Genomic DNA, 21,085 nt, shown 5'->3' with positions numbered 1-21,085 from the left:
TGAAGAGTCATTCTATGTCGCTACGTGGAAGAGAAAGTCAGTCTCATCCTTATGGTTCCAGTGTGGGGCAACTGATTGATCAGTTCGCGACATTACCCGGAATCGGTCGTAAATCGGCTGAGCGGCTTGCACACTACATCCTGTCAATTCCCGAACCGGAAGCCCGCCAGCTGGCCGATGCGATCAATGCCGTCAAGCAGTCCGTTCGGCCCTGTTCTGTCTGTTACAATCTTACCGAACAGGAAGTCTGTACGATCTGTTCGGATTCTCGGCGTGATAAGAAGCTGGTCTGTGTGGTCGAGTCGCCTCGGGATGTGGTTTCGCTGGAAGCGACCAGTTCGTTTCAAGGCGTTTATCACGTATTGCAGGGACGGATTTCACCACTGGAAGGGATCGGGCCGGAAAATCTGACGATTAATGCCCTGGTTCGACGTGTTAAACAGGATGGTGTGTCCGAAATTATTATGGCAACCAACCCGACTCTTGAAGGTGATGGAACCGCGCTTTATATTTCCAATCTCCTGGAACATGAAAATGTGGAAATCACCCGACTTGCCCGCGGTATTGCCTCCGGGAGTGTGCTAGAGTTTGCTAATAAAGAGATGTTATCTGATGCCTTACAGGGGCGACAGAGATTTTAAAATCGTTCGTCATTCATTTGTTAAATTTTTGTAAGACAACAACAGGTTTGGATTCGGATAATACATGCATCTGAATATTTCGCAACAAATGAAACTGGGCCAGCAGATGAAGCTGGCCCCCAGGATGATCCAGTCCATGGAGATCCTGCAGCTCCCTTTACAGGCGCTGGAAGAACGCATTGATCAGGAACTGGAAGAGAATGTCTGCCTGGAACGGATCAGCGAAGAAGAAAATACACCTGATACAGAGACTGAATTCATGCGGGATCAGGCTAACTCTGATTCCAACAGCCATGAAATAGACGAAAGAGAAATCGACGCCGGCAAAGATCAGAATAACGAATCCGATTTTGAACGACTGCTGGAGATGGCCGAGCAGTGGCCTGAAGACAATGTGACCTCCGCGACCAAACCTTCTTCCAACCGTATCAGCGATGATATTGAACGCAATAACGATGCGGTCGCTAATATTACCGAACGACAGCAGACGATCAACGAATACCTGGTCGAACAGTTTCATTACTTCAGCTGCTCTCCGGAAGTCAAAGAATTTGGCGAATACCTGATTCAGAACCTGGACCATAACGGCCGTCTACAGAGTTCCCTGCCCGAAATCGTGCAGGTTTATGGACAGAAAATTACACAGGAAGAGGCCGAAACTGCGCTGCAACTGATTCAAAAATGTGATCCGCCCGGTGTCGGTGCCCGAGACCTGCAGGAATGCCTGCTGTTGCAATTGAAGCCAGATGCCCCGTATCGCGATGTTCTGGTCACTCTGATCACTTCCCACCTGGATGACCTGGGACAGAATCGCCTGCCCGTCATTCAGCGGAAAACCGGTTATTCGATCGACATGATTAAGAACGCCATGTCATATCTGCGTTATCTGGACCCGTTTCCCGGTCGTGGTTTTGAATCAGAACCGGTACTTAAGGTGACGCCGGATGTATTTGTCAAACTGGATAAAGACGGCAAATACGTGGTTGAACTGGAAAACGAATACACGCCTCCCCTGCGTATCAGCAGACGTTACGCCGAGATACTGCGTAACAAAACCGACGATCAGACCAAAGACTATATCAAGAAGAAAATTGATGCTGCCAAATGGTTGATCGAAGCCATCGAACAGCGACACAGTACGCTGAAACGGGTCGCTCAGGCGATTGTAGACTTCCAGACTGAGTTCCTGGATAACGGCCCTGAGTTTATCATCCCGTTAAAAATGCAGCAGATTGCCGACGTCGTCGGAGTGCACGTGACAACCGTCTCCCGCGCAGTCGATGACAAATGGATCCAGACTCCCCGCGGGCTGTATCCGCTCAAACGCTTCTTTGGCGGCGGAACCAAGACCTCCGACGGTGAAGACGTCGCCTGGGGTATTATTCGTCTGAAGCTCAAGGAAATCATTGATGGGGAAGATAAGAATAAGCCCCTTAGCGACGATGCCCTGGTGGATGCCTTATCTCGGGAAGGCTATAACCTGGCCCGCAGAACAGTGACCAAGTATCGCAAAGCAATGAATATCCCGTCATCACGTCAACGGCGCGAATATTAAGCGTCCCTGGTTCTCACAGAGTTAAAACTGATGTTTCCAGCCGGTACTTTCCAGTGGGGTCGTTGAATCGTCTGGGTGCTGCAGTTTCGCACCCTGCTCTGCCGTGATTTCACCGATGTGAGTCAAAGGGATCGACAGTGGATTAAGATCCCGCAGTCGCTGCCCCTCTTCCGCTGAGACAGTAAACAGCAACTCGAAGTCCTCTCCGTCTGAAAGCGCCTGTTGTAAACGCTCAGCATCTGTCGACTCAGGGGAGACGTGCTGGCTGATCGGGATCTGATTCGACTGGATCATCGCACCGACTCCCGATTCCGTCAGAATATGCTGCAGATCCGATGCCAGTCCGTCACTCACATCAATCATGGATTTGATCGTAACGGTTTCCCTCAGAGTGACAGCTTCCCTGACGCGAGGTTGAAACGTCAAATGATGGGATTCCAGGCTTCCGCCGAGAGCGCCGGTCACAAAGATCCAGTCGCCTGGTTGAGCCCCAGAACGTTTGATGGAGTGTGACTGGTCCGCGGTTCCGATGATGGCGACATTGATGACCAGGGGGCCGTCCCAGCTGTTGGTATCACCACCGGCAAGTTGGGTCTGGAATTCTGCTGCCAGTTCCATGATCCCCTGCATCACTGATTTGGCAAATTCAGGTCCTCGTGATCGAGGCAGCGCCAGACTGACCAGTGCTGAATGAGGAGTTCCGCCCATCGCCGCGATATCACTCAGGTTGACCGCCAGCGCTTTGCGGCCGGCAAGATCCGGCGTTGCGGGAGGAAAAGTGAAATGAGCCCCCTCCATCAGCATGTCGGTCGCCAGCAGCAGTTCTGAGTCGACCGGAGGTTGCAGTATCGCTGTATCGTCACCTATCCCCAGCAGGTCTGTATGCGACATTCCCGTCTGTGATCGAATCCATTCAATAAGTTCAAATTCGTGAAATGCAGTCATTTGGATACAGTCGGGGGCAATGAGAGTTTGTACGAAGGGTAAACAATGCTTTCCTGTCGACAGACTATCATAACAGGTTCCGTTACCGTGCTGCGAGTGTGCGTGATCTCGTTTTTATGACGCAGGCAGGATCAGACCGCTGCCAAAAAAAAGAACCCGGCACTCGTGGAAAGAGTGTCGGGTCTGATGGATCAGTATGAACTGATTGATGGATCTATTATAAACTACGGCGTACTGGTCAGATTGAGTGGCAGATGGCCATAGAGGGTTTCATTCTTGCGGAGAATGTAAAACTTCAGTGGGTTGAAGCTGGGGAGCTTCGAGTTGCTTAAGACATAAGAGACATTGCTGAGATTCACAGTTTCCCAGATATGCAGTCCCACCAGAATGTCACCGCGACGCATGCCGTTCATGGCTGCCGGGCTCTGGGGGCGAACTTCTTCAATCATCATGCCACCTTCGTAGCGGGGGTTCAGCAGATGCTTTTGGGTTTCTGGAACTTTGCTGATGCGGATTCCCAGTACTTCCCATGTCTTTTCGAGTGTGGGGTCGTTCGAGATTTCGTTATTCTGTGCCCGTACAATAGGAGCACTGACAGGAGTCGTGCGAACCACAGAACCACTGTCAGCCAGTGTGATTTGAACAGTCTGAGTCTTCTCTTCGCGACGTATCAGCAGGTCAATGGTATCACCGGGCTTGTGTCCCATAAGGGCACGTTCCAGGTCAACACGATCCACAACGTTGACTGAACCGGCTTTCATGACGATGTCATCTTTCTGCAGACCGGATTTGTCAGCGGGGCTGTCCTTGGCAGGCTGACCAAGCACCAGCATCTGCTTGTCACCCTGTTTGATATCGTTGGCCAGGATACCATGGTAGGTATGATCAAGTAATTCCGTGCTGATCAGGTCGGCAATGATTTTGCGGGCATCGTCAATAGGAATGGCAAAGCCAATTCTCTGGGCACCGGCACGGATCGCCACGTTAATTCCCACAACTTCACCATCAAGGTTCAACAGAGGACCACCGCTGTTGCCGGGGTTAATGCTGGCATCGGTCTGGATCAGATTTTTGTATGATTGTTTTTCGTTCACTTCCACATCACGCGAAAGCGAACTGATAATGCCGGAAGTGACTGTGTGTTCGTATCCAAACGCGTTGCCCACAGCAATTACGGTTTCGCCCAGCATCAGGTCCGATGAGGTGCCTGGAGGCATGACCGTCAGTTTTTTGTTGGGATTGATCTTGATGATCGCCAGGTCTTCACTCTGATTGGAAGATATGATCCGCGCATTGTAAGTGCTGCCATCCAGCATCGTGACGCGCAACGAGTCCACTCCATCGATCACATGGTGATTCGTGACGATGTATCCACGGGGGTCAACGACAATACCGGTTCCCATCCCATTGACTTTACGGTTTTTTCCGGAACCGAAAAGTGAGTCTTCTGAACGCGCAGTTTTCTCGCTGTGAATGTTAACCACAGACGTTTTAGCACGTTCAATGGCGCGAACAAGGGGTGTTTTCCGTACGTCGGATGCAACACTGTTCTCACAAAATGCGACTGATCCTGTTACGATCAGAACAGTGCACACAGTGAGTTTATAAAAGCACTTAATCATTCGGTGGCTCAGTTCATCGAGGTGGCGGTGCGATTGCTCGCGAGTCCTAGTTCCATCTACCGACCGGAGGCGATCCATCAATGCTCCGTAGAACTGCATATCGGAATGTTTTCATGAGCGCCTTAATCATGGCCAAACTCTGTGGAATAGTTTACCTAGTTCACAAGTCGTTATTCTGGGTAAAGCGTGCCGGTTAAATGGTCTGCAGTTATGGGAAAATAAGGCGGGGTTACGAAAATGTCTCATGCCTGAGCGGGCTGGTGCTGCAGAATGCTGCGGGATTCAGTGAGATAGACGTAAGTGGAGCGACTGCAGGCTCCTGCGATGTGAATCTTGAGATTGATTTCACTAATTAGTGATTTTCTCGAGTTTCTTTTTTAACGCTTTTTTCTGCTCATCAGGAGCTTTCTGAATTGCCTGAGTGAGAGTACGGGATGCTTTGTCCAGCTGCTGGTCTGCCTGATATGCGGTCGCCATGGTGTCCAGTAGATTCCAGTCTTCAAAACGGGTCAGTTCACACGCTTTTTCAGCATGAGAGACTGCCAGTCCCGGGTTTTGAAGTTTCTCCTCAGCACAGGTTGCATACAGCCAGGCCAAATCGTTATGTGCCACAGCGGAAGCAGGGTTCAGCTCCAGCGCTCGTTGATAGTCTTTGATCGCGGATTCAAATTGAGCCTGCAGTTCCCAAATCGCAGCGCGATTGCTGAATACTTCGGATACGAAGTTGTTGGCTTTGATTGCCTGATTGAAATCCTGCAGCGCTCGATCAAACTGGTTCAATTCGCGATAGGTGATTCCACGGGCATTCAGAGCCGCTACCATATGTGGATTCTGCTGAATTGCTTTCGTCAGATCATCTACTGCGGACTGCAGTTGTTTCTGTTCCAGTCTGATCAGGCCCCGAATGTAGTACGCATTGGCATCATTGTCATTAAGTTGAACGGCGCGATTCAGGTCATCCAGAGCCAGATCGTACTCTCTCTGTAGCCGTCGGATGTTACCCCGATTGACATAGATGTGGGCATTCTCCGGTTTGAGTTTCAGTGAGGCGGCAAAGTCAGTTAGCGCTGCGGGATAATTCTTCAGAACCTGTTGAGCAATTCCTCTTAAATGATATCGCTCGGCGGTAGGCTTGGTCTCAATGAACTGATCCAGAATAGAAATCAGTTCCTCTGGTGCTTTCAGGTCAGCGGCGCTAATCCAGCCTCCCCGTAATGGAATCCAGAGCCATTCCTGGTTTCGCTGTGTCGCGACCAGGACTTCCCCCGGGTTCAACTGACGTAAGACCCCACTGCCCGTCTTGAGCTCAGCCCCTTTGGTCGCCACGATCATCGTCTGAGAAAAAATTTCAGGCTGCTCGGGATAAGTGTAATTATGAGCATATAAACTGAATGCCAAAAGCAGAGTCAGCTTGTACCAGCTGGATTTAATTGTTGTGTTCATAGGTGGTTGCCCAATATTGACTTAACGACATATTTCGGAGAATTGTTAGTTTTTCGATATAATTGATATAATTCGTAGAATTCCTATATTAACATGTTATTCTATACTGGTGTTCGACTCTTTCCCAAACTAAAGGGAATTAGAAAACGGAGAATATTCATTTTTTCGAATCATGAATTTCAAAACAACATGAAAGGGGAGGAAAGTGAAACCAACGTTTAAGTTACTCTGTGCTGTGGGAGCCATCATGATGATGACATCAGCAGCCCAGGCGGGAAAGTGTCACTCACAGCAGTGTTGTGTGAGTGCAGCACCCTGTGTGAGCGGCTGCAACCCGTGCGCAACGGTCGCATGTAAACCGACATGTAAAACAGTGGAACGAACGGTACTGGTTCCGGAAATGGTCACCGAAGTCCGCAAAGTCAACTGCACTGCTTATCGCACGGAGACACGTCAGCGGAATGTCACAATCTATGAAAAAGTTCCTGAGATCCAGGAGGTCGACCATACTTATACGGTAATGGTACCTGAGGTGCGGACCCGCGAAGAAAAGTACGTGGTCTGCAAACCAGTCTGGCAGACCTCTCAAAAAACTTACACGGTCAATGTGCCTTATTACGAAACACAGACCGGAGTCCGTCAGGTTAAGAAAACATTCTGGAAGGATGTTGAACAGCAATATACGGTCAATGTCCCCTATACTGAAAAACGGACTGCTACCCGTCAGGTTCAGAAAGTGGTCATGAAAGATGTGGTTCAGGAATACACGGTGAATGAACCTTACACGGAAAAGCGTCAGGGAATGCGGACTGTGATGAAATGCGTCCCCGTGAAGCAGTATCACACTGTCTGTGAAGATCAGGGGCATTGGGAAGACCGTCCCATTCAAGCAGCTTGCCCTGCTCCGGCATGTGGTAGTTGTGGAACTTGTGGTGACTGTTGCCAGACCGCCTGTGCACCCGTCTGCACACAACGCGTCTGGGTTCCCAAAGTCGTTCAGAAAAAAGTAGAGTACACTTCCTATCGCCAGCAATGCGAACAGGTGCCCTATACTTATGAAGTTCAACTTTGCAAACCGGTCAGGAAAACCAGAACCGTCAAGGTCTGCGAAACCGTCTGCGTGCCTGAAACATACAGTTATGATATCCAGCTCTGCAAACAGGAAGTTAAGACCCGTATGGTTAAAGTCTGTGAGGTGAAATGCGTTCCTCAGGAATTCACCTACCAGGTGCAAAAGTGCCGACAGGAAACAAGAACCTGTGATGTGAAGGTCTGCTCGCTCGTCAAAGAGGAAAAAACGCGACAGGTGAACTTCACCGTCTGTGTGCCTCAACAGAAAACCTGCACACGCAAAGTGACCGTTTATAAATGTGTCCCTAAAGTCGTGCAGCAGTCTTTCACTGTCTGCGTCCCTTACACGGTACAGAAAGAAATTCAGGTTCAGGTCTGTCGACAGGTGGCAAAGAAAATCACAGTTCAGGTGCCTGACTGTGCTCCCTGTGCAACAGGTTGCCCTACCTGCAATTAACACGTGAATCAGGTTTCCTGATCCTGTTTCATTCAGATGATGATCAGCCTCATACTTTCGAGTATGAGGCTTTTTTTATAGACTGGATGACAGGGCGCTTTCCGGACTATTCCAGCAACGAGAAGATTGATGACTGATTCTGCTTTGAACTTATACCGACCAGCACGATTTCATGACGAGTTTGACTGTCTGCTTCAGACCATCTCGAAGCTGTCTGAAAGCAGTGATTCCGAGACAGGCTGGCCCGCAGAAGCCTGGAATGCGATCAGACAGGCGGGTGTTCTGGGCTGGAATGTTCCTCGGGAATTCGGCGGGGCCGATTTGAATTCTGTGGAGATGACTTACGGGTACATCAGACTCGCCGAGGCCTGCCTGACCACCACCTTCGTACTGACTCAGTTCAACGCTGCCTGTCAGCGGATCAACTGGTCTCAGGACCCGGAATTGAAAGCGGGCGTCTTTCAGGAACTGGCAGCGGGCGAAAAATTTGCCACGGTCGGGATTTCTCACCTGACTACTTCCAGGCAGCACTTGAGTAAACCGACGGTGACTGCTGAGAAAATGAAAGAGGGCTGGAAGCTGGATGGCTTCGTGCCCTGGGTGACCGGGGCTGTCCATGCAGATTACATCGTTACCGGGGGCGTTTTTCAGGACGGGACCCAGATCCTGGCGCTGGTCGAGACTGATTGCGAAGGAGTCGATCCTCAGTCACCGATTGAAATGTTATCGATGACAGGCTCTCAAACCGGCGCTGTGAAGCTGAACCAGGTGATCGTTCCCGATCAGTTTCTGATTGCAGGTCCGGTCGAGAATGTCATGAAACGCCCCGATGGACAGGGAGGCGCAGGCTCATTGACCACTTCGGCTCTGGCGCTGGGAGTCGCCAGACGGGCGATTGCAAAACTGGGCGAGGAAGCAGTGAAACGGCCCGATCTGCTGGAAATCTATCAGCCCTTCAATGCCGAATGTGAAGGCATCAGTGCAGAAATGTTCAAGACCCTCAAAGCCGGAACCCTCAATGGCGGATTTTCAGAGAAGATTCGCGGGCAAGCAAACTCACTGGTCCTGCGTGCTTCCCAGGCGCTGCTGGCTGCAGTCAAAGGAGCCGGTTTTGTCAAAGGGCATCCCGCCGAGCGTGCGATTCGCGAAGCCATGTTCTTTCTGGTCTGGTCCTGCCCGCAGCCGGTGGTCCATGCCAATATGAAAGAGTTTGCCTGCGTACTCGATTAGCCTGATACAGGCTTGCGGCTCGTTACTTTTCGCCGGCGAGTGCTTCTGCCAGATTGATTACATGGTCCCGCACGCGTCTGAGGGCGTTCAGCGTCGATGTGTAAGAAACATTGATATACGGGTCGACTTTCTCTGCCGACAGGTAGTCCAGATGTTCTCGCTGCAGCGTTTTGACCCGATGCTTGATTTCCGTGCCGGACCGAATCGTGGCGGAAACAACGTCGGTGTGAGATTGCTGATAAGCGGTGGTGACATGGTTCAACTGTTTTTCGACCATCGTGAGCAGATCCAGCAGAGAGTGATTATGCACATCATCAAAGACCCTGCCCTGTTTGTTTAATTTCAGCCTGAATTTGGCAATCCGCTGCAGGTAGTCACTGATGGATTCATATTCATCCGCCATACGTAACTGGCAGCGTCCTTTGGAAATCACATCCTGAGTCAGATCCATGGCGAGCAGATGGGTGATGTAGCTGGTTACTTCATCCTGCATCCGGTCGAGTTCTTCTTCATGCTGAAACAGCTTCTCGACATCATCGGGATCCGGTTTCTCCTGCGACAGGACCCGGTATAAAATCTGGGCCATTTCATCACACATCAGTCCCATTTTAATCACTTCTCCGCGTGACTGATCAATGGCCAGTGCCGGAGTTTCCAGAATACGGATATCCAGACTTTGCAAATGAGAGATTTCCTGGGACCGATCATGGACAATCCGATTAAGAAATGTGGCTATCATTCCGGAAAACGGTAGAAATACAATCGTGTTGACGATATTGAACACCGAGTGGGTCGCGGCAATCGCCAGAGCCGCATTGGGATAGATGGTTTCTCCATTGACGACGGCAGTCTGTGTCACATCTACATTTATGATCCAGGGAATAAATTGGACGTACCAGAAGAAAATCGTCGAAATCCAGATGACACCGGAAATATTAAACAGAAAGTGGAAATAGGCAGCGCGGCGGGCATTGGTGGTGGTGCCGATGGAAGCCAGTAACGCTGTCACTGTGGTGCCGATATTCTCACCCAAAACCAGAGCGGCTGCCGTTTCAAAGGGAATCAAACCGGTTGTTGCCAGAGAGATCGTAATTCCCAGTGTTGCAGATGAGGATTGTACGAGTACCGTCAAAATGCAGCCCGCGAGCATACACTGATATAAACCTATAAATGTGTCGGCCTGAAACTGCAGAAACCATTCTCTAAATTCTGGCATATCCTTGAGAAACGCGCAGGCTTCTTTCATGAGTTGCAGGCCAAAAAAGACCATACCGACACCCATGATCGCTAATGCAGTGTAACGCAGTTTTTCATTTTTTGAAAACAGGTAGACAAAGGCGGAAACCCCCAACATCGGCAGACCGTATTTGCCGATTTTCAGCACCAGAATCCAGCCTGTCACCGTGGTCCCGATGTTGGCGCCCATGATGACGCCAATCGCCTGGGTCAGAGACATCAGCCCCCCGTTTACGAAGCCGACCGTCATGACGGTGGTCACAGAACTGGACTGGACCAGGATGGTAACCAGGAAGCCGACGAGTGTTGCCAGAATGCGGTTATTGGTGACGGCACCGATCAGCCGCCGCAAACTGGCGCCGGCAATCGATTGAAGCCCCTGGGACATGTATTTCATTCCCAGGAGGAAGATCCCCAGACCTCCAATGAGGGTGGTCGTCATTTCAAACATTGTGTCTCTGAACCTATCGTATTGGGATTTACCCCCAAAGATTCTGATCGGGGCAACTGGCAGGTGTTCATATGAATTGATTCATGTTAAGATTGTGCCTATTTATTATGAAGATCTGTTAATAATACAAGGGTCCGAACGGACTGTCTTTCAAGACAGAACTAAAATTATGGCGCTGATCCTTGTGTGTTGGAGTCTCTGACGGTAAATCAGTTCATAGACCGTTCTAAGACCGGTTCACACCAAATCAGGTACAGGAACAGGGAAACCTGTTCAGGTGTAAAAAGATGAGCCCCCGTAGCTCAATTGGATAGAGTGCTGGCTTCCGAAGCCAGAGGTTGCTGGTTCGAGCCCAGCCGGGGGTAGTAAGTCCTTATGTAACAACGGGTAACGTCGAGTAAGGCACTTAGCATTATGGAAATTTCATTCTGTATCAATTTAAGATTTACCCGACTGCACCCCTGCTAACAGTAGTGTACTGCGCTGTATTTTGCGTCGCTTTTTTGTAGTCGTCTTCCCTGACTTGCAAGTAGTTTTTCAGCGCTACAACTGCCGAATTTCCCAGCCATGCAACAACCGTTTGTAGTTGAAAACCCTCGCTCAACAGCTCTGTTTCGCGTGATGATCTGAGGTTCTGAAAGAGTCTCGGCCACTGGTTCAAACCTGCCCGTTTTACAATCTTCTGCATGGTCGTGCGCAGGTTACAACTGCCGTGTCTGTGCTTCACAATCACAAACTCTGCGTCATCCTCTGCCAGTTCCCTGCAATCCTCAAGATAGGGCCTGAGCTGTGGGAACAATGGCACCATTCTACCCTCTTTGCCTTCGTGATGTTCGGTCTTCGGACTCGACACATAAAACCGATCATCAGCCCAATTGATGTCACTCCAGCGTAACGCGTATGGCTCTGAGGGGATTCTCAAGCCACCATACCGGGCCAGTGCGACGATCAACCGCCATTCCGCATCCGGGCAGGCTGTGAGCACCTTTTCCGTTTCCTCAGCTGTGATGAAGTATTCCCGGGATTTGTTGGGAACCGATGTTGCTTTCAGATCCTGGAACGGGTTTTCCTCAATCAGCTTTCTTCTGACTGCGTTATTGAAAAACACTTTCGCAACTGCACAGTGTTTGCGAACCGTGTTCTCTGCCAGTTTCTTTTGAACCAACCACAACCGCCATTCGTCGCAATCACCCGGGGTAATATCTTTCAAGAGCTTTTCACGGGTAAAGAATTCATAGATGTAATTCAACGCGTTACGGTATTTCTTTTGCGTGTTTGGCTTGGTATCGGTCTCTCTCATCTTGTAATACGCTTCACAGTAGTCTTCCAGTCTGGTCGATTCCCGCGCATCAATAAGACCGACACTCACAAGACGATTGCGCAACTCTGGTTCGATCTCTGTCAACCATTGGGCCGTTGATCGGTCAAGAGAATGCTTTGTGATGCGATGCGCTAGAAGGTGCTCAACCTGAGCGCGAACGCCTTCCGCCGTTTTCATCGACACCTTGCCAAGTCTTAACGTTTTCCGTTTTCCGTCATGCCCTTTAAACTGGATGGACTTTCGCCCGTTCAGTTTTCCGTTGCTGGATTGCTTACAGACACTTGCCATAACTTTACCTTTCTTGCCTAGTCTACTGCCTTGGTTTTTGTTTTTTCTGTCCTGACACTTTCTGACACTGACACAATGCAAAAAACGCCTTGTTTTATGGCATTACGTCATAGCTGTTTTCTGATTCTACTTGCTTCTGTACAAATGACACCCGGTATCATTCCCACTCTTCAGACACCTTTACCGATCGATTCACAACCACCCGGGATAACTGCGCCTCGATCTCTTCCAGCAGTCGCAATATGAATTCCTGATCTATGGCCGGGTTTGGATCCTCCTTAAGTGGATTCCCCGCCAGTTTGCTGATCAGAATATGTATCTCTGATTGCATCTCTTCCGGGGTCTGCTCCTTACCGTCAATGATTCCCTGCTTTGCCAGTGTGGGGAGCATGGAATCAACGATCTTGCTTGCCCTTGCGCTTGAGCCTTCGATGTCGACCACCCGAACGCCTGCCGATGGCGCCAGCCTGATAATATCTTTCGCGATGTCGTCAATCTTCGCGTCTGGGTCGATGGACTCAATCTCAATCTTGAATATTGCGTTTGTCATCTCATCTGCTTTCTGTTGAATGTTGTTGCCGTTCCTGGTACTGCCTGCCGTTGCTGCTTCAATCCTGCCCTGAATAGTCGCTTTTGTGAATGGTATTCGTCGTCTTGTCGGTCCATCGCGATACAGGGCATACTGTGACGATCTGAAGGGTATGAAGAAAAACCCAGTCAGGGACTAGAAATATTCAGTAGAGAGGCTTCCACTGTCTGAGACAGTATTTCAAATTCCGTAATATCACATTCAGATAGCACCGCGTTTTGATATCTGAAGTTAATACCGTCGATACTTGCGTGATCAGACTGCTGTTTCTTAATCACAACTTCATGATTGATAATCTCTGGGAGAACAGCCATTAGATAGAAAAACAGATTGCCCTTTGGTACAGGGTCTTTAAAAGCTATCTCTGAATCACTCAGAACAGACAGTGTCAGGTAACACATTCCAGAATCTTCATGCCCTTCAATAGTGATCGTTATTTCCTCAGACTCTGCTGTTATCTCCTCACCGCTGCAGGGCAGGTATTTCTCTTCTGTCAGATCCATTCCAGTTGTTACCTCTGCAACATCACAAAGGACATTAGATCCATTCAGGGAAATTTCATACGATCCCTTTAAATGTCCACGGTTGACCACTTCGAAATAATCCGGGTTATCCCTTGTGACTGGTGGGAATTCGTCACCATGGACACTCAGTTGCAGATCAGACAGCGAATCAACTGCTGTAAATTTCAGAATGTTTGTGATTGCGTTCTCACTATCCATTGATTCACGGATAATCAGCTTAGTGGCTTTTCTGTCTGGTGAACCGGAAAGCAACTCGAGAAAATACACGTCTGCATCAATGCCAGCCCGAAGCGATACGGCTTCCCCGCTCCCCTCGTTTTTATACAAGTATGATTCACCGCGTTTTGGTAATGCGTTTTTATTGGTTGTCATCTGTAAGCCTTTCCCCATAATGCCCAAAAAGAAAACCCCAGCCCAGCACCGGCCAGACTGGGGAGAATCACGCTTACTTCATCTCACTTAAAAATCGTTCAATCCGTTTTTCCCGCTGGTCTGCTTTAACCTGCTGGATCTCGAGTCCATGACGGTTCAACAGCGCGTCTGCCGTTTCCCGTTTTGGATCATCCTTAATCGTTCTGGCTGGATCGCTGACAGAAACCAGCTCGCCGGTAAACTGATACCGCTTGATCGGCTTATCTTCTGCAGGATCCGTCTGAGGTACTGCCTGTGGCTCTGGTGTTGCTTCCTTCTCGTATGGTTCCATATCACCGGGATGGATTGAACGCGCAATGTAAGCCCGCAGACGCTTCTCCTGTGGTGGGCAGTTCTCCAGCTTGGCATTCAACTGACCGACGATTTCCCTTGAATACTGCCGGTCACCATCCAAACGGATAAATGCGGGGGGTAGGTCGTATTCATCGCGCGGGGTCCAGTCTCCAGAATCCCGCAGTACCATGGAAACAACACCGTAGCCGCTGCCGGCCTTAATGCGGATATTCCACGTTCTGACAGTACCATCCTTGCTGTTTTCGATCAGTTCACAATTCAGCATCGCCGCAACACGGGCCGCCATCCTTGCCGTTTTGAAATGCTTTGTGTGAGGGGGAGCCGTTCGCCATGACTTCGAATCAAATCCCTCTGGAATGTTGACCAAATAGACTCGCCATAGGTGTGACGTTCTCCTGAGCTTCAACACTTCATCAGTGAAGCCCGGGCCGATTGCTACAGACTCGGCAACGTCTGCCGCCTGGAACGTGGTTGACCGCTGGAACAATTGATCAACTGGAGAAGAGGACGTAACGTCACAAACGCAAGAGGGGTTTTGTGTAGTGCTCATAATGAGGCACCTTTCAGCTTGCACCGAAGTACAAAGCAAAAAACCTATGCTCTCACGCACAGATCCGAGGCAGTGAAATGCTGCCTTGGTCGCCTCACGGTTAGACCACTCTGCGCAAGAGCATAGATTATTTGTTATTTCATTGATTTTCGGATTAAGTATTTCATGCCTTAACGGCTTTCGGGATTGCATTTTTACCAATTCGCCCCGTTGAATGCAATACAAAATCCGGTACACTGTACGGTTATTCCTTTCACCGTCTGTTTTAAAGGGTCGCCAGAATGGAAATGCTTGCCGGTATTCTTGTACTGATTCTAATGTTCTGGATCATGCCTGCCTTGTTTGTCTCGTCCGAAATCGGCACCGGGAATAAAGCGTATTCAATGACGATTTGTCTGTTATTGGGGCCGGTTGGAATCATCATAATTCTCATTATCGAATATGCTAAAACAGTCTTCCAGCCAGAACAGGAAACGCCTTGAATCAGTTCCGTTCTGGAAACATCATCGCCATGATAGGAACGCCCGTTACCATCGCCAGTTCAACCGCTTTCGGTCCATCGTCCAATTCATAGGTCAACTGCATTTCATCCGCGCCCCATTTCATCAGTTCCGTATAGTCTTTGCTGTCTCCTGCCATCGCAGGGCCTGCCGTATCTGTGATGTTTTCCGTTTCAGTGAGAATAAAATCAGGGCAGACCACACATATCAGCCGATACAGTTCTGACTTTTCGACAGGATCTTTAAACGCCTGGACGGTCCCACTGTCGAAGTGAATCAACTTCAGATAATACTGATCAGGATCAATACAACGTGTGATCGCTGCCGCATACCCTGCAGGAACATTGATGGCGAACAATTCCCGATACCAGTCAGGATACATCACGTCGGGTAAAGTTATTGTATTCACTATCGATCCCCCCTGTTGAGTTTCTCGGCTGGTAACTTGAATGGTTCACGTCTGCGTGGTGGTGGAACTGCTGTAGATGTCGCTGGTGAAGGCTGCTGCTTCAAAGCCTTGGCAACATCCTCCATTGCTTCAGTTGCTTTTTTCTGTTGGTCTCGGTCGCGCTGGAGAGAATCAAGCAGAATCACAATTTGACGCTGCAGTTTGTCAGCTGCCACAACCGCGTGTGCTGGTGGTCCCTTTTCCTCTGGCATTTTCAGGAAACCACTAGAAAGAAAATTCGTTCCCTCTAATGCTTTCTGATTTAGTGCATCGGGGATACTGCCGGAAATGTCAAATAGTCCACTAGACTGTGGTAACATCCGGTCCATTTTAAACCGGCCTTGCATTAAATTACGGTCTCGTTCCAACTTCAAAAACTCAGAAGCAACCAATCGGGGGTCCTGGTCGCTGGTTAAAAGTTTTGCCTCAAATTCAGTTTTTAGAAACTTCTGATCAAACCAACCATACTTCGCATCATCTAAAGCACGGCTAACTACGTCGCGTGACTCTGCTTTAAGCGCTGATATCTTTGAACCGATTGAGGCAGTTTCTGACGCTGCTTCTGATTCTCGCCGCAGGTCACTGGTAGGGGCCAGTATCCCCGCTGCCTTAACATTTAAATCATATGTGGCCTGTGCTTCTTTCTTGCCGCCGATCGCGTTCTTAGCACCAAGGTACGCATCACGTGTGACCGAACCTGGATCAAATAGCTGTTGAATGGCGACTGACGCATTTTTTTCGAAACTGGCCTTTGGATGTTTCTTTCCGTCAAACTTACCACCTTCAAGGAATCGTTTTCTCAACTCTGGGTCTGCTGCCAGTAGTTCGATTCCTTCCGCAGTGGTTTTGCCGATACCACGTTCTTTCAACTGAGCAGCAAGAGAGATAGCAGAAGTACCAGTCATGGCAGCCGTTTTATCGGTCGCTCCCTGCGTCAGTGCTGCAATCAATGCACCTGATTCCGTAGCCGTGTTCCCGAAACTTGACAAATTCGCAATAGCCGGGGCCGCGTTATTTGCGAGCATGTTAGGCTCTACAACACGGGCCTGTCCGCCAACACTCTGCAGGAATCCTAGAGATTGTTCAGGGGTAAATCCAAACCGTTTTGATAGGTCGATACCCGCGCCGGTCAAGTCTGCCAGATCACCGCCTGATATCTTCGGTGAAAACTTCAGGGCCGCAATTGTTGACTTAATCGCGTCTTCTGCTTCTGCCTGGTTCTTTGGTCCCTTTGCAGAAAATGCTGAACTGATCGCCTCTGCAATCTTGGCAGGGCTCACACCAGTTTTTTTCTCAATTGCAATCACTTTGCGTTCCAACTCTTTAGGCTCAAACAATCCGCCTGAGTTTTTATAAGCCTGTACCATCGAGTCTTGGAATGGGACTTGTACATTTGCGTCTTTCTTATTGAGTCGTCGCAGGTTTTCCAGTTCAGCCCGAAGCAAGGCGATTCCTGAGGTTACACCACCGACCGCACCAATAGTGCCCAGCAGATTGTGAGAAAACTGTTTCACAGATCCCAGGGCAGAATCGAAACCGCGCTTGGTATCCTTACTGGCTTTCTTGCCGGTACGTGACAGCTTCTCCATACGGTCTATGCTCTTTTGCATTTCCCGCTGTTCGCGCTGCCAAACCTGCATCATTCCCGCATCAGATCCCGTTATCGAAATATCAACATTGTTACCGGACATAAGCAGGCACCTCACAGATCGCAATCAGGGACTTGAGAATATCAGTCTGGTTAAACAGTTTTAAATGAGACACGACTTCATCAGTCAACCGGTAATTCATTTTCAGAACAGAGACAACAAAACCGAACGCATCCGACCAGTTTAAGATGTCGCCTTCACTTAATGTCTGCAGTATCTCAAGCCATCGCTGAGACTCTGCCTCAATCTCTTTGTATTCCTCACAGGATTCAAATACCCATTCCCCAGATTCACTGAGAACCATCACCTTATCAAGGCTGGCTATATTAGGCATCAACCATTCCCAGCCATCGCCCAGCACCAGCAACTGTCCTCTGTGCATTTTGGGCCGCTGTAGTTCTTTCGGCATCGGCTTCTTAGCGTTCCAGATCCCTACGTGATACCGGCCTGCTGGCATCTCATCAGAAGGCGCTGCAGGAATCCACGTCTGTTCGTCTGGATGGTAGCCGGTAATCGTATCGCCCGCTGTGGTCCAACTGATGATTACACCATTCTTTCCTTCAGGACCTACTGACAGTTGAGCCGAACTACCGCCGATGATGTCAGACAGACCAACGCGCGCCAGTGGTACAGCAGGCTGCATGTCGTCCAGCCTTTGAGATTCATCGTGTGGAATAAATACTTGATATCTCGCCATCTTAAACCAATCCTTTTAAAAAGTATCCTGCCGCACTGGGGAAAGGAGGTCCACAAACAGTACGACAGGATACAGGGCATTTATCAAAATCAGACAGGCAGAACCTGGCTAAACATTTTTTTGTTACAGAATCCCAGTTGTTCATGATGCAGATTGCGCTTTGTGCATGTCGCTGTGCTTTCGTCGACGTTGCCGCCCTGCGCTACTGCAAACAGATAGAACTGATTCACGTCGTTCTCACTGTAATACTCTACAGACTTCTTTTCGATGGCATGTTCACGGTTATTCAATCCCTGAATCATCATCGTGAGCTTGCTATTCAGCTTGTCATTCTGAATCGGATCTTTGACAGCAATCAGCGCCCGAGCTGGTATCTGGTAGACTGAGACAAAACAACTCGAGCCGTCATTGCCCTCTATTGAAATTATGTAATTGCCCTGGCTGGTCGCCGTTGTTATTTGTCCGGCATGGGGTAAATCTTCTTTAGTCAACATGTTTGCTTATCCTTCTGGTTTGTGTGCTGGAATTCCCCTGCCTGATACGATCACCAGACAAGGGAACCGGGCAGGCTTAAACGGTCACCGCTTCCGCTGGTGTATTGAGTCGATCGGCTTCTGTAATCGCATCAGACTGCGCGTCAAATACCTTGATTTTATTAAACGGGTAGTGTTGCAGTTCGCTGGCTTCGTGGTGAGTTTCACCACGCATCAGCACCACGCCGCAGGCTTTATCCTGAATGACAACGATATCAATCAGGGTCGCTACAACTGCAGGCGCTTTGTCGTACGTAACTACGCAAGGTTTCTTTTCCACGCTTACACATCCTTTCCATATGCTTTTTCGATGATTTGCCGCTGTGCCGGGTTTGTATTCCTGGCCAGTAAGAATTCTTTGTGTGCTTCGGGGTCTTGCCGCGCTGCAGCCTGAGACGCTTGTATGTGTGTCTTTCCCCGCTGCTTAAAACTGTCTACCAGTCTTTCAAAATTACATCTAATGTCCGCCATGATTGTGAGTTCCTTAATAAGTGATTGTGTGAAAGAGGTTCGATAGGCTACATGTCGAATCGTTCATTGATCAGACGTTGCATTTTAGAACCGGGGTTGTTCTGAATCAGATATTCACGATGGCCTTGAGGATCGCGTTTCGCTGCCTTAATCACAGCTGTCTGCCGTTGCTCGCCACTCTCCACCAGTTCCCGTACCAGCTCTTCAAAACTGCCAGAGTAGTTCTGTGATGGTCTGCCGTTGGAACCCAGGGAAGCATCGACACCCGGTCGCCGCCCATTCTTCGACAGTGTCTCATTGTGCTGTCTTACTTCTGCTGTCTCCTGTTCTCGCATCTCAATCTGTGCATTCAAATTTTCGATGTAGCGGGTTTTTACTTCGCCAATTGTCAGCCCGCTTTTCAAAACATCGAGAACAAACGTGTCGTCTGCTTTCGGGCATGCTGCCTGAATCTCTTCAATTGTCGCTGCCATTGATTCACCTGTACTCATTGCGGAAATTCTCCTTCCGGTCTGGCCTGCTAACGTCCCCCGAATATCAGCAAGCATTTCACTAAAACTACCAATCTTGTCGATCAGTCCAAACGACAACGCGTCGTCTGCCATATAAACTTGTCCCGTTGCCAGCTCGTTGACTCGACTTAATGAGAGTCTACGCCCCTTGGATACTGCCGCAGAAAATTGCGTCTGAATCTTATTCACAATTCCCTGCCAGTTGTTAATCTGTTCTTCGGTGATCTCAGCGCCCGGAAATCCGCCGCCCTTCAGATTGCCTGACTTAATCACCACTGCCTTAATGCCTTCTTTCTCGGCTTTACCTGATAAGTCATAAGTACCAATGTAAGTACCGATAGAGCCGATCTGAGCTGTGCTGTTATTCGCGTAAATCTTGCGTGCCTGCGAACCCACCCAGTAGCCAGCAGACGCCGTTAAGTCTTCTGCATACGTGTAGACTGGCTTCTTTGTATTGGCCACTCTCACTTCGTTGGCAAGGTCGACCGTTCCCGACACCGTACCACCTGGAGAGTCGATTCTCAGAATGATGGCAGCAATGCCCGGGTCATTGCCCGCTTTGCGTACTGCCTGCCGGATTGCGACCGTAGAACCCGCATTGCTTAAACTCGAGCCGTATTTAGTCATCAGTCCCGAAATGTTGACGATGGCGATTGACCGTTCGTCCTGTTCGGATACCGTCAACGATACCTGAGGTACTGCAGGGCCTGAGTTCACATGTGAAACCAGATCCATACTGGCAACCTGCTTGAACGTCTGCAGAAATTGCGTATCGTCGACCGCCCAGACACCGAAATATTGACTAATGTTTTGTATGCCGTTACTCACTGCAGACAAGTCGATTTGATCACTCACTATGCACCGCCTTTGTTTAATGCTCTGTTGTGGGCCTTCGATAGCTTGTCTGCCTCCTCTGCCGTTTCAAATACACGAATGGCAGATAATTGAGCATGTTTGACAGCGCCATCAGTCAGCCGATAGATACACTGAATCGGGCCACTGTCTCTAATAAACTGCAGTATCTCACCCGTTACCGTTTTGTATTTGGGGTCTAGGTTGGTATGACCAACTACGCAAAATCTGTACTTCTCCACGTCTCGCATCTCCTTAGTTAAAATAACTGCTGCCCGATCAACTCACATGGGTTGATACTCTCGACACCTGCAATATCTAATACAATCTTTTCCCCGAACGAATAATGCACCTGGCCTAGTTTCACGCCTGGCATCTCTGACAATTCAAGGTAAAGAGGATTTACGTTACTGACTGGGGAAACGTCTTCCACCATTTCGATATCTTCAAATTCAAAACCGGGAATCATGGTCCTCGCGTTCAGAATCAATTCGCTTCTTGTCGCTGGTGTTTTGCTGGCAATCACTTCGCATTTCTCCAGATCAAAAACAGAAAGATAAAACCGGCCTGTGAGAGTATGCCGCCTGATGATGATTCCCAGCTGTCTGCAGTCGCGTACAATCGCCATCTCGCCAGCGCCAGGAAATATCTCTTCATACCCGGTCAGGTTTACTATCTCTGGCTTGGTCTTCAGTTCTGCGAAATATTGCGTCAGTCTGTTTCTGGGAGTGTAGCTCATTCAGACAATTCCTTTTAAAACTCCTGCCCCACCGA

The 21,085-nt window shown here is 49.2% G+C and carries 21 protein-coding genes and 1 tRNA gene; 6 read left to right on the top strand and 16 right to left on the bottom strand.

The annotated features are described in order from the left end of the window. The first annotated feature begins 14 nt into the window (after positions 1-14). Together recR and rpoN are read left to right on the top strand one after the other, a co-directional pair. Positions 15-641 (top strand): recombination mediator RecR, encoded by a 627-nt coding sequence (recR, locus tag Pan161_RS03880; RefSeq protein ID WP_145224276.1) that lies wholly within the window; start codon positions 15-17, stop codon positions 639-641. Between the two features lie 64 nt (positions 642-705). Continuing rightward, positions 706-2,196: an RNA polymerase factor sigma-54 gene (rpoN, locus tag Pan161_RS03875; RefSeq protein ID WP_145224275.1), complete on the top strand. Its 1,491-nt coding sequence runs from the start codon at positions 706-708 to the stop codon at positions 2,194-2,196. A 21-nt stretch (positions 2,197-2,217) separates the two neighbouring features. On the opposite strand, the gene Pan161_RS03870 is transcribed toward rpoN, so the two are convergent. From Pan161_RS03870 to Pan161_RS03860, 3 genes are all read right to left on the bottom strand, one after another. Further along, positions 2,218-3,141 (bottom strand): thiamine-phosphate kinase, encoded by a 924-nt coding sequence (locus Pan161_RS03870; protein ID WP_145224274.1) that lies wholly within the window; start codon positions 3,139-3,141, stop codon positions 2,218-2,220. 224 nt (positions 3,142-3,365) lie between these two features. Next, a complete protein-coding gene (locus tag Pan161_RS03865) occupies positions 3,366-4,544 on the bottom strand; it encodes a trypsin-like peptidase domain-containing protein (RefSeq protein WP_232103611.1) in 1,179 nt (392 codons plus the stop codon). A gap of 567 nt (positions 4,545-5,111) precedes the next feature. Continuing rightward, on the bottom strand, positions 5,112-6,206 hold the full coding sequence (locus Pan161_RS03860; protein WP_145224273.1) for a tetratricopeptide repeat protein: 1,095 nt from the start codon (positions 6,204-6,206) through the stop codon (positions 5,112-5,114). A 205-nt stretch (positions 6,207-6,411) separates the two neighbouring features. Here Pan161_RS03860 and Pan161_RS03855 point away from each other — a divergent pair, with 205 nt between their 5' ends. Together Pan161_RS03855 and Pan161_RS03850 are read left to right on the top strand one after the other, a co-directional pair. Continuing rightward, complete coding sequence (locus tag Pan161_RS03855) at positions 6,412-7,734, top strand: hypothetical protein (RefSeq protein WP_145224272.1); 1,323 nt, start codon at positions 6,412-6,414, stop codon at positions 7,732-7,734. A 129-nt stretch (positions 7,735-7,863) separates the two neighbouring features. Then, a complete protein-coding gene (locus tag Pan161_RS03850; RefSeq protein WP_145224271.1) occupies positions 7,864-8,964 on the top strand; it encodes an acyl-CoA dehydrogenase family protein in 1,101 nt (366 codons plus the stop codon). Between the two features lie 22 nt (positions 8,965-8,986). Here the strand turns inward: Pan161_RS03850 and Pan161_RS03845 are convergent, their stop codons facing one another. Next, entirely contained in the window at positions 8,987-10,642 is a 1,656-nt protein-coding gene (locus tag Pan161_RS03845) for a Na/Pi cotransporter family protein (protein ID WP_232103610.1), read from the bottom strand. Between the two features lie 300 nt (positions 10,643-10,942). Between Pan161_RS03845 and Pan161_RS03840 the strand changes: the two genes are divergently transcribed. Beyond that, positions 10,943-11,016, top strand: a tRNA-Arg gene (locus tag Pan161_RS03840). An 80-nt stretch (positions 11,017-11,096) separates the two neighbouring features. Here the strand turns inward: Pan161_RS03840 and Pan161_RS03835 are convergent. From Pan161_RS03835 to Pan161_RS03820, 4 genes are all read right to left on the bottom strand, one after another. Then, positions 11,097-12,260: a tyrosine-type recombinase/integrase gene (locus Pan161_RS03835; RefSeq protein ID WP_145224269.1), complete on the bottom strand. Its 1,164-nt coding sequence runs from the start codon at positions 12,258-12,260 to the stop codon at positions 11,097-11,099. Positions 12,261-12,417: 157 nt separating this feature from the next. Next, positions 12,418-12,810, bottom strand: a complete 393-nt coding sequence (locus tag Pan161_RS03830; protein WP_145224268.1) for a hypothetical protein — start codon at positions 12,808-12,810, stop codon at positions 12,418-12,420. 167 nt (positions 12,811-12,977) lie between these two features. Then, positions 12,978-13,745, bottom strand: a complete 768-nt coding sequence (locus Pan161_RS03825; RefSeq protein WP_145224267.1) for a hypothetical protein — start codon at positions 13,743-13,745, stop codon at positions 12,978-12,980. A gap of 73 nt (positions 13,746-13,818) precedes the next feature. Continuing rightward, positions 13,819-14,649: a hypothetical protein gene (locus Pan161_RS03820; RefSeq protein WP_145224266.1), complete on the bottom strand. Its 831-nt coding sequence runs from the start codon at positions 14,647-14,649 to the stop codon at positions 13,819-13,821. 281 nt (positions 14,650-14,930) lie between these two features. Between Pan161_RS03820 and Pan161_RS03815 the strand changes: the two genes are divergently transcribed. Beyond that, complete coding sequence (locus Pan161_RS03815; RefSeq protein WP_145224265.1) at positions 14,931-15,131, top strand: hypothetical protein; 201 nt, start codon at positions 14,931-14,933, stop codon at positions 15,129-15,131. A 1-nt stretch (position 15,132) separates the two neighbouring features. On the opposite strand, the gene Pan161_RS03810 is transcribed toward Pan161_RS03815, so the two are convergent. From Pan161_RS03810 to Pan161_RS03775, 8 genes are all read right to left on the bottom strand, one after another. After that, a complete protein-coding gene (locus Pan161_RS03810; protein WP_145224264.1) occupies positions 15,133-15,558 on the bottom strand; it encodes a hypothetical protein in 426 nt (141 codons plus the stop codon). Continuing rightward, positions 15,558-17,288 (bottom strand): hypothetical protein, encoded by a 1,731-nt coding sequence (locus Pan161_RS03805; RefSeq protein WP_145224263.1) that lies wholly within the window; start codon positions 17,286-17,288, stop codon positions 15,558-15,560. Before Pan161_RS03805 ends, Pan161_RS03810 begins: the two co-directional genes overlap by 1 nt. Beyond that, on the bottom strand, positions 17,278-17,943 hold the full coding sequence (locus tag Pan161_RS03800) for a hypothetical protein (RefSeq protein WP_145224262.1): 666 nt from the start codon (positions 17,941-17,943) through the stop codon (positions 17,278-17,280). The genes Pan161_RS03805 and Pan161_RS03800 overlap by 11 nt, the downstream gene beginning before the upstream one ends. A gap of 89 nt (positions 17,944-18,032) precedes the next feature. After that, positions 18,033-18,437 carry a hypothetical protein gene (locus Pan161_RS03795; RefSeq protein ID WP_145224261.1) on the bottom strand — a complete coding sequence of 135 codons (405 nt, stop codon included), beginning with the start codon at positions 18,435-18,437 and terminating at the stop codon, positions 18,033-18,035. A 76-nt stretch (positions 18,438-18,513) separates the two neighbouring features. Next, on the bottom strand, positions 18,514-18,756 hold the full coding sequence (locus Pan161_RS03790) for a hypothetical protein (RefSeq protein WP_145224260.1): 243 nt from the start codon (positions 18,754-18,756) through the stop codon (positions 18,514-18,516). A 2-nt stretch (positions 18,757-18,758) separates the two neighbouring features. Beyond that, complete coding sequence (locus Pan161_RS03785) at positions 18,759-18,947, bottom strand: hypothetical protein (protein WP_145224259.1); 189 nt, start codon at positions 18,945-18,947, stop codon at positions 18,759-18,761. Positions 18,948-18,994: 47 nt separating this feature from the next. Further along, positions 18,995-20,314, bottom strand: coding sequence for a S49 family peptidase (locus tag Pan161_RS03780; protein ID WP_145224258.1), 1,320 nt, complete (start codon positions 20,312-20,314; stop codon positions 18,995-18,997). A gap of 256 nt (positions 20,315-20,570) precedes the next feature. Further along, positions 20,571-21,050: a hypothetical protein gene (locus Pan161_RS03775; RefSeq protein WP_145224257.1), complete on the bottom strand. Its 480-nt coding sequence runs from the start codon at positions 21,048-21,050 to the stop codon at positions 20,571-20,573. Between the last annotated feature and the right edge of the window lie 35 nt (positions 21,051-21,085).

Source organism: Gimesia algae (assembly GCF_007746795.1).
Lineage (GTDB): Bacteria > Planctomycetota > Planctomycetia > Planctomycetales > Planctomycetaceae > Gimesia > Gimesia algae.
Note: the sequence above shows the minus strand (reverse complement) of the source record. Positions and strands in the feature narration are given on the sequence as shown.